The following is a 16,623-nucleotide window of genomic DNA, read 5'->3' as shown; positions in this document are numbered from 1 at the left end:
CCGCTGGCCCGCGGCGACCTAACGTACCGCCATGGGTGAACGCATCTCAGAAGCTGGATTCGATCTCGATCAGGTGGACCGTCTGCTCACGACCACGAGGGCCGTGCGCAAACGACTCGACTTCGACCGCTGGGTCAGCGACGAACTCATCTTCGAGTGCATCGATCTCGCAGAACAAGCGCCTACGGGCGGCAACGATGCGAGCCGCCGCTGGATCGTGATCCGGGACCAGGAGCTCAAGAGCCAGCTCGGGGAGCTGTACGCCGAAGTCGGCACCATCTTCATCAACGCCCGCGGGCGTCTCGACGGAACGGGTCACCCCAAGGAGCAGATCGTCAGCTCCAGCGCCTACCTCGTCGAGAACTATGCGAAGGCGCCAGCGCTGGTCATGCTGGCGATCTGGGGCATTCACGACAATAGCGGCCGGCCGGGACTGTTCGACAGCGCCATCGGATCGGCATGGAGCTTCAACCTGGCCCTGCGCTCCCGCGGTCTCGGCACCGCCTACGCCACGATGCTCAACAACAAATCCGACGAAGTGGCCGAGCTGTTGGGCATGCCGCCTGGCCTGACCACGCTCGTGTGCTTCCCGGTGGCCTACACCAAGGGAACCGAGTTCTCGCCAGCGCCTCGGCGACCGGCGAGCGAGATCACCTACTTCGACCAGTGGGGCTTTACTCGCCAGCAGCCGAGCGCCGACGGCACTGCTCGGGTTGCAGACGGTCAGGGCGTCGTCGCCGAGATCGACACCGACGCGCGACCCCGAGCGGTGTGGGAGGTCATCTCCGGCATCAACATGCCGGCACAGTTCTCAGAGGAGTTCCTGGGTGCCGAGTGGACATCCGACGGCCCTGTCGGCGTCGGATCCACCTTCAGGGGCCGCAACTCCATTCCGGACGTGTTCGACTGGCAGACCGACTGCATCGTCACTGCCTGGGAGGAGCGCACAGCGTTCGAGTGGCGGGTGACCGACACCGAGAACCCCGGTGCGGTGTGGCGCTTCGACCTCGCCGAGCAGGGCGCCGGCAGCCGGCTTCGGTTTTCGATGCTGATCGGCCAGGAGAACAACGGCACCGTGCCGATCGCACTCCGTGATCCGGCGAAGGAGCAGCGAGTGCTGAACCGGCGGCGGGAAACCCTGCGAGCCAACATGCAGCGTGTCGTCGAAGGCGTCAAGGCCATCGTCGACGGCGAGTGATCCAGGGAATCCTGCACTCTGCGCGCACGGGACGAACGCGAGAGGGCCGGCGGGCAAGTGCCCGCCGGCCCTCTTCGTTGACCGTTCGGTCAGCTAGGGATTCAGATGCAGCCGCATCTAGTCCCCCAGCGACAGTTGCCTAGCGGCAGCCGCCGTTGTCCTTGTCCCAAGCGCAGTTCGTGGACTTGCCATTGACGTCCACGACGTCACCGACCTGGTTCCAAGTCTGCACGGTGGCGTCGAACTGGCTGAAGTCCGAACCCTCGACGAAGTACGCATCAGCGTTGCCGTTGAGCTGGGTGATGATGCCGTCGAGAAGCATCGGGTGGTAGACGTCGATCGAACGCACCGCCAGGATGAAGTTCGTTCGGTTCAGACCGCCCGGAAGATCAGCCGCAATGCGCAGCGCCTCGCCGTACGGATAGCCGTAGGTATAGCCGATGGCGTACAGCGACACCGCCGGGTCCAAGCCACCCGCCTCGAGGTTGGCGTTCACGAACGACATGAACGGCTCATCGATGAACTTCGGATCGGTGGAGTCCTTCGACCCGCCGCCGATGATCCACCAGTTATCGGCGGAATCACCAGCCGGCTTCATGTAGGCCTCGATGCCCTTGCACACCGACGGCGTGAACAGCGCGCCGCCCTTGGCGTTGATGTCGTCGTACAGGCCGCTCTGACCGGCTTCCTGGATTGCCAGCAAGCACGGGTTGCCCGCTGTCATCGAAATGAACACATCAGGCTCGAACGCCAAGATGGTCGTCATCTCGTTGGTCAGCGTCGGCGCAGCCGGGTCGTGACGCACCGGCAGGTACTCGCTCACCACGTCGGAGTTGGCACCTGCCCACTCCTCGAAGCCAAGCTCATAGGCCAGACCGAAGTCGTTGTCCATCACCAGGCCGGCAACCTTCACCGGCAGCAAGTCAGCCAGGTTCTCCTTGATCCAAGCACCCCACAGGATCGACTCAGTCGAGTACGACATCTGCATGATGGTGGTCCACGGGTGGTTGACGGGGTCGCCCCAAGCGGGGTGGCCGGTCATCACGAACGGGTGCGGGATGCACTCCTCGTTGATCTTGTCGTACACCGCCAAGGTGTTCGGCGAGCCCAGCGTCAGGATCGAGAACACGTTCTCCGCCTCGATCAGCTCGTCCACGAACTCGATCGTCTGAGCGGCCACGTAGGCGTCGTCCTTGACGATCAGCGTCAGGTCACGCGCCGAGCCGCCGACCGTGATCGGGTCGTTCTCGTTGATCCAGTCGAAGTAGTTCTCCCAGCCGTAGGCGATGTTGCCGTACGCAGCAAGGTTGCCCGACTGAGCCGTGGTATGGCCGATGCGAATCTGCGAGTCGGTGATGCCCGTCGTGTCCGACCAGTCGTCGGGACACGCGTTCATGTCGATCTCGAAGCCCTCAGGGCCGCGCAGGATGCCGTCGTCGCCGACGCCGTACTCACCGGCCTCGATCTTCTCGGTCAGCGTTGCAACAGCCTTGGCGCGGCGAGCAGCGGCCTCGTCGAAGATGCCTTCGAGGGTGGAGCGATCAAACATCATCTCCTCCTCTTCGGCCATCTCCTCTTCGGCCATCTCCTCTTCGGTCATCTCCTCTTCTTCGGTCTCGCCGGCAACAGCCGCCTCGATGTCCTCCTCGGCAGCGGCACCGCCGAGAGCACCAGTGGCACCCTCGTCTTCGTCCTCTTCCATCTCCTCTTCCATCGCCTCGTCTTCGCTTGCCGCGGCGGTGGTTTCAGTCTCTGTCTCGCCGGCTCCGCCATCATCCGCGTCGTCATCGCCGCCGCCGCACGCAGCGGCAACAAGCGAGAACGCGAATAGCAGGGCCAGCAAGCGCCACATTCGACGCTTGGTCATGTTGTCTCCCCCTTCGGTTACAAAAGACAAACCGGAAACGGAATCGCACAGAAACCCCAACCGGTAGAGAGCGACGTTAGTTCTCGGCGTTGGGCTGGTCACCAGCCGGCCCATGTCAATTCTGCAACGATTTCGAATTCGCGATCCTGTGACAGGACGCGCAAGGGCCTGCCGGCTTGATATACGCCTCGATGCCCTTGCACACCGACGGCGTGAACAGCGCGCCGCCCTTGGCGTTGATGTCGTCGTACAGGCCGCTCTGACCGGCTTCCTGGATGGCCAGCAAGCACGGGTTGCCCGCCGTCATCGAAATGAACACATCAGGCTCGAACGCCAAGATGGTCGTCATCTCGTTGGTCAGCGTCGGCGCAGCCGGGTCGTGACGCACCGGCAGGTACTCGCTCACCACGTCGGAGTTGGCACCTGCCCACTCCTCGAAGCCAAGCTCATAGGCCAGACCGAAGTCGTTGTCCATCACCAGGCCGGCAACCTTCACCGGCAGCAAGTCAGCCAGGTTCTCCTTGATCCAAGCACCCCACAGGATCGACTCAGTCGAGTACGACATCTGCATGATGGTGGTCCACGGGTGGTTGACGGGGTCGCCCCAAGCGGGGTGGCCGGTCATCACGAACGGGTGCGGGATGCACTCCTCGTTGATCTTGTCGTACACCGCCAAGGTGTTCGGCGAGCCCAGCGTCAGGATCGAGAACACGTTCTCCGCCTCGATCAGCTCGTCCACGAACTCGATCGTCTGAGCGGCCACGTAGGCGTCGTCCTTGACGATCAGCGTCAGGTCACGCGCCGAGCCGCCGACCGTGATCGGGTCGTTCTCGTTGATCCAGTCGAAGTAGTTCTCCCAGCCGTAGGCGATGTTGCCGTACGCAGCAAGGTTGCCCGACTGAGCCGTGGTATGGCCGATGCGAATCTGCGAGTCGGTGATGCCCGTCGTGTCCGACCAGTCGTCGGGACACGCGTTCATGTCGATCTCGAAGCCTGCAGGTCCACGCAGTACGCCGTCGTCACCGACGCCCTACTCCCCGGCCTCGTGCGAACATCCCGACAAGGCCCCGAGGGAAGACGAACGTCAGCGCCACCAGCAGCACACCGAACACGAACTGTTCTTCATCGAGCAGGCTCAGGAGCTCGCTGACCGGACCGAGCCCGCTCACACCGCCGACGAGCTCTCCGATCCACGAGAAGACTTCCCGGATGGCAACGCCCAACACTGAGCCCCACAGCGAGCCCAATCCGCCGAGCACGGCAGTGGCATACAGCACCAAGGATTCCTGGAACGGATATGACTCCTGCGACGTGAACGGCACGAGCACGATGCCAAGGGCTCCTGCGAGGCCAGCCAGGGACGCACTCACCACAAACGTATTGACCCTGGTGGCCACCAGGTTGACGCCGTACACAGCCGCGGCCGTGTCGTTGTCCCGAATTGCACGCATCGCCCGACCCGGCCGACTGTTGATGACGTTGTGCGTCACCCACATCGCCAATGCCACGATCGCCAAGCAGATCAGGTAGCGATACAGCCCCTCAGCCCAGCGACTCGTGCCGAACCACTCTGGTGGCACCATTTCGGCGCCCACCGCCCGGCCACTGACGCCCCCCGAGAATGCAGGGACGCGCTTGGCGAGCGGCTGGAACACGATGGCAAGCCCGAGGGTCACGAGCGCGAGGTGGATGCCCTTGATGCGCAGGGCCGGGAGGCCGACCAGCGCACCGACTGCGCCCGCAACAGCGGCCCCCGCGAGGATTGAGAGGAGCCATGGCAACCCCATGTCGTCAACGGCGTATGCCGCAGCGAACGAACCGACCGCCACAAAGACCCCATGACCCAGGCTGATCATGCCGCCATAGCCCGTGGCGATATTCACGCCCAGCACCGCAAGGACCATGACCACGATCTGAGTGTTCTGCCGCAATTCGGTCACCGTGCTGGTCAGCGGCATCACGATCAGCCACGCTCCTGCCAGCAGGGCGCCGATCCCGCTGAGCGGGCTTATCCGCCGACGCCCCGGGGGCGCTTGCGATGGGTCCTTTGGGAAACCGTCCGTTACAACTCCAGCGCTGGGGGGTACTGGCTGCTCATGTACGGCTTGGGACGCGCCGGTCGCCGCTTGCTCCGCCTCCCCCGGTGGGGCAAACACTGCGAAGACGCTGGCATCGGCTCCCGAGACCTCATCGTCGTCGCCTGGGCGAGGCAACGGAGTCGGCCACCCGTCGCCGCTCACACCCGCTCAATCTGCCGAGTGCCGAACAAGCCGGCCGGCCGCACAATGAGCACGACCACCATCGCGACCATCGCAGGCAGCACGCTCAGCTCGAAGCCGATGAACGGGACATAGGCGGGGATGAGCGTCTGACTCAGACCGATGACCACGCCGCCGATCAGCGCCCCCTTCGGCGAGTCCAACCCTCCGAGGGTGGCGGCCGCAAAGGCGTACACCAGCACCCGCACCATCATCGTGGGCTCGAGCAACACTGAGTTGGCGCTCATATTCGCCGCGATGGCTCCGAGCCCTGCCGCCAGTGCCCATCCATACATCAGCGTGGGTCCGATGCGGATCCCGTTCAGCGCCGCCGACTCTGCATCAATCGAAACTGCCCGGAACGCGAGGCCAGCCCGCGTGTAGCGCAAGAGCAAGGCCAGCAGTGCCAACAGCGTCAGCAGCACGAGCCACGCTCCGACCGTCGAGAATCGAAGCCGGGCCCCAGCGATGCCGAAGTGGTCGTCGGGAGAGGACGGGAAGAACGTCGGGAAAACGCGCGGCCCGGTTCCCCACCATTGCCCCATCAGCGAATTCAGCGCCAGCAGGATGCCAATGGTGACGTTTACGAGTGCTAGCTCCGGTGCGTTTCGCAGTGGCCGAATGAGCACACGCTCGGTCGCAGCTCCGGCCGCGATGCCGATGATGACAGCAAGGGCGATCGCCAACGGTGTAACCAGCGGCGCCCCGATCCACGACGCCAGCCCGCCCCCCGTGACGCCGGGTGCCGCCCCGGCGAGCAGGACGAAGGCGACATAGGCCGAGAAGGTGGCCATCTCGCCCTGGGCGAAGTTCAACAGTCCGGTGGACCGGAAGATGATGACCAGCGCCAACGCCAGTGATGAGTAGATGGCGCTGTTGAACAGGGCGTCGAAGATTCGCTGCAGCAGCAGAGCTAGATCCATCTCAGCTGCTCAGCCTTCCTCGGTTCTTGACTGTCACCTGACTCGACACCCTTGCCGTCGCCTGGCCCATGGCCCGACAAGCCGCCGCTCGGAGAAGCAGCCCAGCGCGTCGCCCGACAGCGATCCCCACGATGCCCAGCAACCCAGCGGCGGCGTGAGGTTCGCCGCTGAACTCTTGCTACGCCGAGGTGCCGACGTCTTCAGGTTCGGGGGCGGGGGCAGACTCAGCCTTGGGCTCGGCGAAGACGAAGTACCGCAGCCCGACGACAACCACCACTGCGATGGAAATGACGCTCAACACCAGCGCGAGCATGCTCTGCGTTGGCCACCCGACCAGCCAGATGCCAACCGGCGTCTCTGAAGCGTCGATGGCAGGTCGTGCGATCTCGCACAGCTCGGCGACCGACATGGAGCTGATCTCGCCTTCCGGCAAGGTGGCGCAGAAATCGCCAGCCGTGCCCACGAAGTCCTTCGACTTCCGGGCCTCGTTGACAAGAGGAATTGCGGGGACCGTCCTACCGTCAGGATTGACCGTCACAGCCTCTCGAGCAAGGTGCCCGACGTGGTGGGCTCGCAGCGCGATGTTCAAGGCCAAGGTCTTGATGTACGCAAAGCTCAGCACGCCGATCACACCGGCCGTCGTGGCTTGCGAGATCACTGCAGCTGCGTTTTCGCCACGTCGGCCGGACTTGGCCGCTCGAAGCTCGTTCATCGACACAAACACGACGATCGGTGCGAGCACGACGATGCCGAATCGAAGCGCAAAGGCCAGCGTGCCGAGAATCAGGTTGTCGACGTTCATCAGCACCCAGCCGATGACCAGCAACACGGGGCCGAGCACGGCGAACCGAAGCGCCCACGTCGCTCGAGTTGACGACGGCCCTGGATCCAGATCATCAAGCGATGCGATGGGATCGCCATCCGGTGTCAGCGGAACAACCTGGATGATCTTCTTCTGGACCGCAGTCACCATGGAGGCAATGCCGCCGGGAGCGAAGAAGGTGAACAAGATGAGGATCAGGCCGAAGATGGCAGCCGACAGCGGGCCATCGCCATCAAGTGTGTAGAAGCCCAGCGGGATCGAAATGCGCTTGGTGAGGTCTCGCACCCACACAACGAACAGGCCGCCGAACACCGATCCTTGCAGGGTGCCGACACCGCCGATCACCAAGCCGATGATCAGGTCGATTGCCAGCAGGAAGGTGAAGTCCTGGCCAGCCACGAAGCCCTTGTCCAAGCACCACATGAGGCCCGCCAGCGAACCGAGCGAGGCGCTCAGCGCGAAGTTCACGGTCTTGTACAGCGGCAAGTTCACGCCGTACACAGCAGCACCGGATTCGTTGTCACGAATGGCAAGGACTGCTCTGCCGGGCCGGCTTCGCATGATGTTGCGGACCAGCATCAGCGCCATCACGACGATGGCCAGCAGGATCCAGTAGCGATACGCATTGGCGCCGCGAGCGCCGTTGACACCCGGCAGCCACTCGAAGAAGCTGGAGAAGCCAGACTCTTGCCGGTCGACTTCCTCGGCGACATCTCGCCCGTTTGGTCCACCGGTGCGACGTGCGATGCCCAATTCGTCGATGTTGACGAGAGTTGGGAACACGGCTGCCTGCGCGATGGTGACCAACGCGAGATATAGACCTTTCACGCGGAGTGCCGGCAGACCGACGACCACCCCGATGGCAAATCCAACAACCAGGACGACCGGGATGATCATCCAGTAGTCCCAGCGCTCGTCTTGGACCATCGAGGCCGCGACGAACGCGCCGATGCCCATGAACGCCGAGTGGCCCAAGGCGAGCATGCCGTTGAACCCGACGACCAGGTTGACGGCAAGAACTGCAACCATCAGCACGAGTGCGCGGTTCATCTTGCCGATCTCGAACGGCTGCAGCACGAGCGGCACCAGGACCGCCAGCGCAATGGCGTAGCCCCAGCTCAGGAACTGCCACTGACGGTGCTGCGTGCTCCCCTTGGAAACGATGAGCAGTGGTGAACTCATACCTCAGCAACTCCCCTTGGGTCGTTGAGCTAGACGCGCTCGATGCGGCGGGTTCCGAAGAGCCCCGCGGGACGGAACAGCAGAACGATCAGGATCAGCAGGAATGCCATTGCCAGCTGCAAGATCGAGAAATAGGCCTGGCCCATCACCACGACGCCGAACCACGAGACCAGCACCGCCTTGATGAGCCCGACCAATAGGCCGCCGATCACTGCGCCGCCGAGGCTGTCAAGCCCGCCGAGTGCTGCGGCAGCCAATGCGTAGATCAGGATGGTCAGCATCATGTTGGGGTTGACACCGCCCAGCGCGGGTGCGACGAGTGCCGCACCAAGCGTGCCGAACACCGATGCCAACGCCCAGCCGAAGCCCAGCGTGCGGCCGGTGTTGACACCCACGAGCCGGGCAGACTCGGCGTTGGACGACACCGCCCGGAACGCAAGCCCAGCCTTGGTCTTGCCCAGGATGATGGCGAGGGCGACCAGCGCCAGCGCCAGGGCGACCCACGTGCCGATCGTGCGGTAGTGCAGGCGAGCGCCGAGCACTTCCCAGAATGTCCGGCCGACCATGTCGCAGGCCTCCGCGTCGACGGTGCCCGCAGCAACCTCTCGCAACACGCCTTCGGAATTGCGGGCGCAAGAGATCATCCCATCGCTTGTAGTCTTGAGTTCGCTGCCGTTGGGCACCCAGCTCGGGAATGCGCCAAACGGATCGTTCACACGGCGCACCTGGTAGTTCCAGATATCGCCCGCTACGGCGTTGATGATCAAGAACAAGCCCAGCGTGATGAGCACCACAGGAAGGTGGTCGTCGGGGTCGAAGGGTCTGACGAGCGCTCGCTCAACTGCGGCGCCGATTGCTGCGCTCGCGAGCATCGCCACCAGGATCGACAGCCACAGCCACAAGCCCCGCTCGATGTTGAGCACATACACAAAGAACGCGCCGAGCATCGCCAGCTCGCCGGTGGCGAAGTTGACCAGCGTCGTCGCCTTGAAGATCAGCACCAGCGCCAGCGCTACCGCGCCGTAGACGGCGCCATCGCGAAGGCCGTTGAAGATGAAATCCGGGAGAATGTCGAAGTTCCAGTTCACGGTCTGATCCAGCCCCTTCGCGTCAAGCGCCCAAGTACGCTTCCTGCACTGCAGGATCGTTCTTGAGCTGATCGGCGAGTCCATGCAGAGCGATCTCGCCGCTCTCGATCACGTAGCCGTAGTCGGCCATGTCCAAGGCCAGGTTGGCGTTCTGCTCGACGAGGAGCATCGTCAACCCGGTCTCCTTGTTCAACTGGGCGAAACGCTCGAACAGGTCCTCGATGATGAGCGGAGCCAAGCCCAGCGATGGCTCATCGAGCAGCAGCAGCCTCGGCCGGCACATCAGTGCCCGGGCCACCGCCAGCATCTGCTGCTCGCCGCCGGAGAGCGAGCCGGCGAGCTGCTCGCGTCGCTCTTCCAGCCGGGGGAATATCTCGAACCAACGATCAATGTCGACGTTGACCTCCTTGTCCCTGCGGGTGTAGGCGCCGATCTTCAGGTTGTCCAAGACGGACAGCTCGGGAAACGTGCCTCGACCCTGCGGCACGTGCGCTACGCCTCGCCGCACGATGTCGGCCGTCTTGGACCGCGAGATGTCGTCGCCTTCCATCAAGATCGTGCCGGACGTCGTGCACATGTTGCACACTGCGCGCAGCGTTGTCGTCTTGCCCGCACCGTTGGCGCCGAGGATCACGACAACGTTGCCGTCAGGCACCTCGAAGTTGAGGCCGCGTAGCACCTCCACCGCGCCGTAGCGCGCGTGGAGGTCCTCGACCTTCAGCATCATCTCTTTCATGAAGAGCTCCCCAGGTACGCCTCGATGACCTCCGGGTCGTTGCGCACGACATCGGGGTGACCTTCAGCGATCTTGCGGCCGAAGTTGAGCACGACGAGGTGCTCGCTGATGTTGAGCACCATGCGCATGTGGTGCTCGACAAGCAGGACCGACAGGTTATGCCGATCGCGAATGTCCTTGATGTCTTGGGCGAGCAAGTCGACTTCTTGGTGGGTGAGTCCTGATGCGGGCTCGTCCAGCATGATGAGACGCGGATTCGAGATCAGCGCCCGGGCCAGCTCGATGCGCTTGAGCGTGCCGAAGGGCAGGCCGGCGGCGGGGTGATAGGCGTAGTGCTCAAGGTCGAGTTCCTCAAGCACATCCCAGGCTCGTCGACGCAGATTGGTCTCTTCGCTGCGGGTGCCGAGACGGAATGCGGCCGTGAAGAAGTTCGCCTTGGTGCTGGTGTGATCGCCCACCATGACATTCTCGATCACCGTCATGCCGCGCCAGAGCGCCAGGTTCTGGAACGTCCGGTAGACGCCGACCTGGCTGATCCGGTGCGCCGGCATGGCCAGCAGGTCATGCCCGTCGAACGTCACAGAGCCGGTCGTCGGGTCGTAGATCCGGCTGACCACGTTGAACAGGGTGGTCTTGCCGGCGCCATTCGGTCCGATGAGCCCGAGGATCTGTCCTTCGTCCAGAGTGAAGGACAAATCGTCAAGCGCGCGGATGCCGCCGAACTGCACGGAGATGTCTGAGACTTCGAGCAATGCCACGCGCTGAACCCCCTCCGGTCCGAGCCGATCAGGAGACCGGCCGCAGGCAAGTTATCAGGTCGGCTCGGCTTAGTGAGTTTCCGTATGGAGCCTGATGCGGGCCGAGCCAGCGGGTGATGCTAGGCCGCCAACGCGCAACAAGTGCAAATCGGGTCGGGAACACCGCCGACGCCGCAGTGCGCCCGTCCTGACGAGTGCTCAACGGCCGAGGGGTGCCCGCCGTCGCCTGGTTCGGGGAGGAGGACTCGAACCCCCAATGACTGGACCAGAACCAGTTGTGTTGCCAATTACACCATCCCCGAAAGCGCACACAGGCTAGCGCTGGGGCCATTTGCGCAGCCCAGGGATTTCTTCACGCATCGGATCAGCGTACGAGCCTCGCCTGCGCTGCGGCGAGGCGAGCGAGCGTGACATTTCGACCGAGCAGGGCGAGCGATTCGAACAACGGAGGACCCACGGCACGGCCGGTGATCGCAACGCGCACTGGTGCCTGCGCCTTGCCCAGCTTCAGGCCATACTCCTCGCCAATCCCTCGCAGCGTTGCATGCAATGTCGCAGCGTTCCAATCCGCCGAAGAAAATGCGGCACGCGCGCGGTCGAGGATGTCGCCTGCTGGCGGAGCCATCGCAGCAGCCCAGTCGTCGGGATCGATCTCGGGTTCGGCGAAAAGGAACGCAATGCGGTCGGGAGCGTCGGACAGCAGGCGCGTGCGCTCGCGGATCAACGAGGCAACGTCGCTCAACGTCGCTGCGTCGAGATGAGTTCCCCAGGGCTCGGCGCGCACCCAAGGCTGGATCGCTGCAGCGAACCCTGCGTCGTCGAGCGAACGCAGGTACTGGCCGTTGATCGCAGTGAGCTTGTCCATGTCGAACATGGCAGGTGCCGCATTCACGTCGACAAGATCGAACAACTCGACGATCTCGGCGAGCGGTCGCACCTCGGTTCCATCGGGCGGGCCCCAGCCCAGCAGCGCGAGGTAGTTCACCATGGCCGCCGGCAACACGCCCCGGTCGCGATAGCTGGTGAGCGACACGTCGTCGCGTCGCTTCGAGAGCTTCTTTCGCTGCTTGTTGACGATAAGCGGCAGGTGGGCGAATGTCGGCACATCCGTCGCGCCCAGCGCAGCTCGCAGCAGCAGCACCTTCGGGGTCGTGTTCAGCAGGTCCTCGCCTCGCACCACATGCGTGATGTCCAGATCGAGGTCGTCCACGGCGTTGGCGACGAAGAACGTCGCGCTGCCGTCGCTGCGTCTGACGACGAAATCCTCGATCGAAGCGTTCGGGAACTCGACGCGACCTCGCACGATGTCGTCAAAGGCCGTCACCCCGTCATCGGGAACCGAGAATCGGACCGCACCCTCATCGAGGTAGGCCTGCCCTGCGTCGAGCCAGCGCGCCACGGCAGCGTCATATAGGGCACCGCGCTCGCTCTGGAAGACCGGCTCGCCATCAAAATCCAGTCCCAGCCAGTCGAGCATCTCAAGGATCTGGTTGATGTGAGCGGTTGTCGCGAGTTCGGCGTTCGTGTCTTCGATGCGCAGCACCATTTCGCCGCCGCAGTGACGGGCGTGGAGCCAGTTGAACAACGCCGTACGTGCTGTGCCCAGATGCGGCAGCCCTGTGGGTGCGGGCGCGAATCGCAGCCGGGGCCGCACGGGCACCGACATGCCGGCTGATGGTGTGCTCACCGCAGACACGGGGCCACCCGAAGACGTGGGTCATGAGCGCTCGAGGCGCCGCTCAGCACTGGCCGGTGCTGCAGTTCGGGTCGCTCGAATCGGCCCACCGGCCCACCGGCCTGCCGGCCATCGCGAGCAGGCGCTGCAGCGGCGGCGTGGACAGGTCGATCGGGGGCACCTCGAGGCCCGGCCAGACCCGCACGCCGGGTGCTGCTGCGAGCACCCGGTCCACCACCAGCTCATCGAGCCCGGCGCCGGCGCTGATTGCTTGCTGCAGGTCGTAGCCCAAGATCGTCAGCTCCACAACTCGCGTCCACAGCAGCTCGCGCAGCCGGGGGCTGAAGCCAGCACCGGCATCGAGGCCGGCTGCTACAGCGAGCACCGTGCGGACGCTCTCGATGATCGGCTGCGTCGGATCGGGACGATCGGCGCTGCGAGTGCCGAAACCGCGCCCGGTACCAGTAGCAGGCGTGGGGAGCTGCACCGGCGGCGGTACTGGCTGGCCGCTCATCTGGGCCGCGGCTACCAAGTTCCCATGGGCCGCGCGGGCCAGTAGGTCAGCCACCGTGTAAGCGCCCAGAGGCGGTGCCAGCGGCATGGGAATGTGCTCCCACGCAGGCAGCCGCATCCGCGCGGCGAAATCGGTGCACGCCCGGCGGTGCAACCGCAACAGCTCGCGGTCGGTTGGCATCGGCATGGTCGAGATGGTGGGTGGAGTGGTGGTCTTGGCGTTCGTCATCTGGGCCATGAGTATCTCAGTCAGTGTCGTGGTGGCCGGCGTTGTCGGTTCGTTGAGTGCCCGCCCGGGGCCCTGCGCTCACGCATCTGGATCTCGCGTCAAGCCGAGGGCATCCGATTCGTAGCGACGCTTGATCTCTGCTGGTGTCAGGGCGAGCACGTCTGTCGGGACGCAGGCGACCAGCTTGCGCACGCGGTTGTAGTGGTGTGCATCGGCTGCACCCTCGAAGAGTGCCTCACGGCGCGCAACCAACGCCGCCGGGGGGTGCTGGTCGAGGTAGCCAAAGGCCAGGTACCCCGCCTCGAGGTCCCACACGACCGGCGCTCGCCTGAAGATCGAGGCGCGCTTGAGCGCCACCGCGACACAGCCGGTGTCCACGTCGCGACGATCCTCGCCGTCGGCGAGGTACACCCGGTCGTCGAACAGATGAACCAGCCCGTACGCGTAGCCCTGGTCGGGCCCCTGATGTCCCCGCAACGCCCCCGTGGGCTGACCAGCGGCAAGGTCGCCGGGACGTGCGGCCTTCCAGTGTCGGGGCGTCACCTCTGGCGAGGAGTACGCGCGGACCTCCGAAAGCGGTCCGACCCGGACGTGGCGTGGCGCAGCCATTTCCGCGCAGTCTAGGAAGTGACGGCGGGGCCGACCGTGGTCAGCACCTGCCGCCTCGACCGCTACCCGCTTGTGTCCTCACCCTGGCGGTGGCGCATCAGGGCATAGATGAGCGAGTCGCGCAGAGCCAGCCACGACGCCTCGATGATGTTCTCCGAAACGCCGATGGTTGTCCACGTCGTCTCACCGTCGGTGGAGTCGATGAGCACCCGTGTGACCGCTTCAGTGCCGCGGTCGGCGTCCAGCACACGGACCTTGTAGTCGGTCAGGCGTACGGAATCGAGCTCCGGGTAGTCGTTGCGCACCGCCTGTCGGAAGGCGTTGTCGAGGGCATTCACCGGGCCGTCGCCCTCGCCGACGGTGACCTGACGCTCGCCGCCCACGATGATGCGCAGCGTCGCCTCCGTATCGAATTCGGCCTCGCGGCCCCGCTCAACGAGCACCTTGAACGATTCAACGTTGAAGTAGTCGAACGTCTGCCCAGCGGCCCGGCGCAGCAGCATCTCCAACGAGGCGTCGGCGACCTCGAAGTGGTAGCCGGCGTGCTCGAGTCGCTTCAGCTCGTCCACGACACCCGACATCGCCGCCTTGTCGATCTCGATGCCGAGCTCGGCTGCCTTCAATTCCACCGACGCCCTCCCCGACAGGTCTCCGAGAAGGAACCGGGTGCTGTTGCCGACAGCGGCGGGGTCGACATGCTCGTAGCTGTCGGGTCGGCGAGCAATGGCACTCGTGTGCAGGCCCGCCTTATGAGCAAATGCCGAAGCCCCGACGTAGGGCTGCTGGTTCTGTGGAGGCATGTTCACCAACTCGGCCACGTGGTGCGCCACCGATGTGAAGCGGGTCAAGCACTCCTGCGGCACGGTCTCGATGCCCATCTTGAGTGTGAGATTCGGCACGAGCACGGTGTTGTCGCAGTTGCCCGTGCGCTCGCCGTAGCCGTTGACGGTGCCCTGTACGTGGGTTGCACCAGCGACGACACCCGCAACGGCGTTAGCTACGGCGCAGCCGGTGTCGTTCTGGGTGTGCATGCCGATCTGGACGCCTTCGAAGTGCTGGACCACATTGCGCACGATCGTGGAGACCTCATGCGGCAGCGAACCCCCGTTGGTGTCACACAGCACCAAGCAGTCGGCGCCGTTGACCGCCGCTGCCTCCAGCACCGACAGAGCGAACTCGGGATTCCGCTTGTAGCCGTCGAAGAAGTGTTCCGAGTCGAAGAAGACGCGCAGCCCCTCCCCCTTCAGAAACTCCACCGAGTCGCCGACCATGGCGATGCCTTCGCTGAGCGGCTGCCGGAGAGCTTCGGTGACGTGGTAGTCCCATGACTTGCCCACGATGCACACGGTGGAGGTTCCGGCTGCAACGAGCGCAGCCAGGGTCTGGTCGTCGTCGACGCGGCCGCGGGGCCTTCGGGTCGAGCCGAATGCCACCAATGTCGCATGCTCCAGTTCGAGCTCGTTGGCTGCCCGGGCGAAGAACTCCTCATCTTTGGGATTTGAGCCGGGCCAACCACCCTCGATCCAGTGAATGCCCAATGCATCGAGCTGACGGGCCACCTTGAGCTTGTCGTCGGGCGATACCGAGATGCCTTCGAACTGCACGCCGTCGCGCAGCGTGGTGTCGAAGATCTCGACCTTGGAGGGCCACGATGGGTCGCGCACTCCGGCCCGGTCCAGCGGTGCCGCCGAGCCTGGCTCACCGGCCGCGCCGCCTGTTCGGTTCGAACTCATGTCAGGCGTCATCCCTCCTCGACACCGGCCAGGATCGCCTTGGCAATCTCGTCGGTGCCGATGTCGGGCACGGATTCATCGGCAACTACGGCGTCGCACGCCGCCCGAACCCGATCTGCGCAGTCTGACTCTCCCAGGAACTCGAGCATGAGCACAGCTGAGAGAACTGCCGCAATCGGATTCGCAAGACCCTTGCCGGCGATGTCAGGTGCCGATCCGTGCACCGGCTCGAAGAGCGACGGGCCCGTTCGGTCCGGGTTGAGGTTGGCCGAGGCCGCAAGCCCGATGCCACCCGCCACGGCGCCGCCGAGATCAGTGAGGATGTCGCCGAACAGGTTGTCAGTGACGATCACCTCGTAGCGGTGCGGATCTTCCACGAAGTGAATGCAGGCGGCGTCGACGTGGCTGTACGCAGTCTCCACGTCGGGATACTCGGCGGCGACCTCGTTGAAGGTGCGTTCCCACAGGTCGCCGGAGAACGTCAGCACGTTGGTCTTGTGGACCAACGTCAGATGACGGCGTTGGTGGGTGCGCGCCAGCTCGAAGCCGTATCGAATGGCGCGCTCGGCCCCCATGCGGGTGTTGACAGAGCCCTGCGTGGCGATCTCATGAGGTGTGCCCTTGCGCAGGAACCCACCCTCGCCTGCATAGGTGCCCTCAGTGTTCTCGCGGATCACAGTGAAGCTGTGGCCGTCGGACAGGGTGAACGGGCGCAGGTTCACGTACAGATCCAGCTCGAAGCGGGCCTTCAACAACAGGCCGCGCTCAATGACGCCCGGCGGGACTTCCGGCGTGCCCACGGCGCCGAGCAGGATGGCGTCGAAGGTACGCAACTCTTCCAGGGTCTCGTCGTCGAGCACCGTGCCATCTCGCAGGTAGCGGTGACCGCCCAACTCGAACTCGGTCGTCGAGATGCCGGCGCCGGCGGCGCTAATCACATCGAGCGCGACCGAGATGACCTCGGGTCCAATTCCGTCTCCTCCGATGACTGCGATGCGATGAGTCACTGTGGTGTCCTTTGCCGGATCGTG

At 64.5% G+C, this 16,623-nt stretch carries 14 protein-coding genes and 1 tRNA gene; 1 reads left to right on the top strand and 14 read right to left on the bottom strand.

What is annotated here, in order from left to right:
• Positions 1 to 31 precede the first annotated feature (31 nt).
• A complete protein-coding gene (locus ACPXYO_RS11090) occupies positions 32 to 1,198 on the top strand; it encodes a nitroreductase family protein (RefSeq protein WP_423920259.1) in 1,167 nt (388 codons plus the stop codon).
• Positions 1,199 to 1,337: 139 nt separating this feature from the next.
• Here the strand turns inward: ACPXYO_RS11090 and ACPXYO_RS11085 are convergent, their stop codons facing one another.
• The 14 genes from ACPXYO_RS11085 to ACPXYO_RS11020 form a co-directional block, all read right to left on the bottom strand.
• The gene (locus ACPXYO_RS11085; protein ID WP_423920256.1) at positions 1,338 to 3,065 is read right to left on the bottom strand and encodes an ABC transporter substrate-binding protein; all 1,728 of its coding nucleotides are present in this window, start codon (positions 3,063 to 3,065) and stop codon (positions 1,338 to 1,340) included.
• Between the two features lie 115 nt (positions 3,066 to 3,180).
• A complete protein-coding gene (locus ACPXYO_RS11080) occupies positions 3,181 to 4,044 on the bottom strand; it encodes an ABC transporter substrate-binding protein (protein ID WP_423920253.1) in 864 nt (287 codons plus the stop codon).
• A 40-nt stretch (positions 4,045 to 4,084) separates the two neighbouring features.
• Positions 4,085 to 5,305, bottom strand: a complete 1,221-nt coding sequence (locus ACPXYO_RS11075) for a branched-chain amino acid ABC transporter permease (protein ID WP_423920250.1) — start codon at positions 5,303 to 5,305, stop codon at positions 4,085 to 4,087.
• A complete protein-coding gene (locus tag ACPXYO_RS11070; RefSeq protein ID WP_420621451.1) occupies positions 5,302 to 6,246 on the bottom strand; it encodes a branched-chain amino acid ABC transporter permease in 945 nt (314 codons plus the stop codon). Before ACPXYO_RS11070 ends, ACPXYO_RS11075 begins: the two co-directional genes overlap by 4 nt.
• Before the next feature lie 178 nt (positions 6,247 to 6,424).
• Positions 6,425 to 8,251 (bottom strand): branched-chain amino acid ABC transporter permease, encoded by a 1,827-nt coding sequence (locus tag ACPXYO_RS11065; RefSeq protein WP_423920246.1) that lies wholly within the window; start codon positions 8,249 to 8,251, stop codon positions 6,425 to 6,427.
• 29 nt (positions 8,252 to 8,280) lie between these two features.
• Positions 8,281 to 9,339, bottom strand: coding sequence for a branched-chain amino acid ABC transporter permease (locus tag ACPXYO_RS11060; protein ID WP_423920244.1), 1,059 nt, complete (start codon positions 9,337 to 9,339; stop codon positions 8,281 to 8,283).
• A gap of 22 nt (positions 9,340 to 9,361) precedes the next feature.
• Positions 9,362 to 10,075, bottom strand: a complete 714-nt coding sequence (locus ACPXYO_RS11055) for an ABC transporter ATP-binding protein (protein ID WP_423920241.1) — start codon at positions 10,073 to 10,075, stop codon at positions 9,362 to 9,364.
• Positions 10,072 to 10,833 carry an ABC transporter ATP-binding protein gene (locus ACPXYO_RS11050; RefSeq protein WP_423920238.1) on the bottom strand — a complete coding sequence of 254 codons (762 nt, stop codon included), beginning with the start codon at positions 10,831 to 10,833 and terminating at the stop codon, positions 10,072 to 10,074. Before ACPXYO_RS11050 ends, ACPXYO_RS11055 begins: the two co-directional genes overlap by 4 nt.
• A gap of 227 nt (positions 10,834 to 11,060) precedes the next feature.
• Positions 11,061 to 11,135, bottom strand: a tRNA-Gln gene (locus ACPXYO_RS11045).
• A 62-nt stretch (positions 11,136 to 11,197) separates the two neighbouring features.
• The gene (locus tag ACPXYO_RS11040; protein WP_423923814.1) at positions 11,198 to 12,499 is read right to left on the bottom strand and encodes a glutamate--tRNA ligase; all 1,302 of its coding nucleotides are present in this window, start codon (positions 12,497 to 12,499) and stop codon (positions 11,198 to 11,200) included.
• A 73-nt stretch (positions 12,500 to 12,572) separates the two neighbouring features.
• A complete protein-coding gene (locus ACPXYO_RS11035) occupies positions 12,573 to 13,259 on the bottom strand; it encodes a hypothetical protein (protein WP_423920235.1) in 687 nt (228 codons plus the stop codon).
• A gap of 69 nt (positions 13,260 to 13,328) precedes the next feature.
• The gene (locus tag ACPXYO_RS11030; protein WP_423920232.1) at positions 13,329 to 13,859 is read right to left on the bottom strand and encodes a hypothetical protein; all 531 of its coding nucleotides are present in this window, start codon (positions 13,857 to 13,859) and stop codon (positions 13,329 to 13,331) included.
• Between the two features lie 62 nt (positions 13,860 to 13,921).
• Positions 13,922 to 15,592, bottom strand: a complete 1,671-nt coding sequence (gene cimA / locus ACPXYO_RS11025) for a citramalate synthase (RefSeq protein ID WP_423920229.1) — start codon at positions 15,590 to 15,592, stop codon at positions 13,922 to 13,924.
• An 8-nt stretch (positions 15,593 to 15,600) separates the two neighbouring features.
• Entirely contained in the window at positions 15,601 to 16,599 is a 999-nt protein-coding gene (locus ACPXYO_RS11020; protein WP_423920226.1) for a 3-isopropylmalate dehydrogenase, read from the bottom strand.
• Between the last annotated feature and the right edge of the window lie 24 nt (positions 16,600 to 16,623).

The organism is Candidatus Poriferisodalis sp. (assembly GCF_965237655.1).
Taxonomy (GTDB): Bacteria; Actinomycetota; Acidimicrobiia; order Acidimicrobiales; family Poriferisodalaceae; genus Poriferisodalis.
The sequence above is the reverse complement of the archived record's forward strand: the minus strand, read 5'-3'. Positions and strand labels throughout refer to the sequence as shown.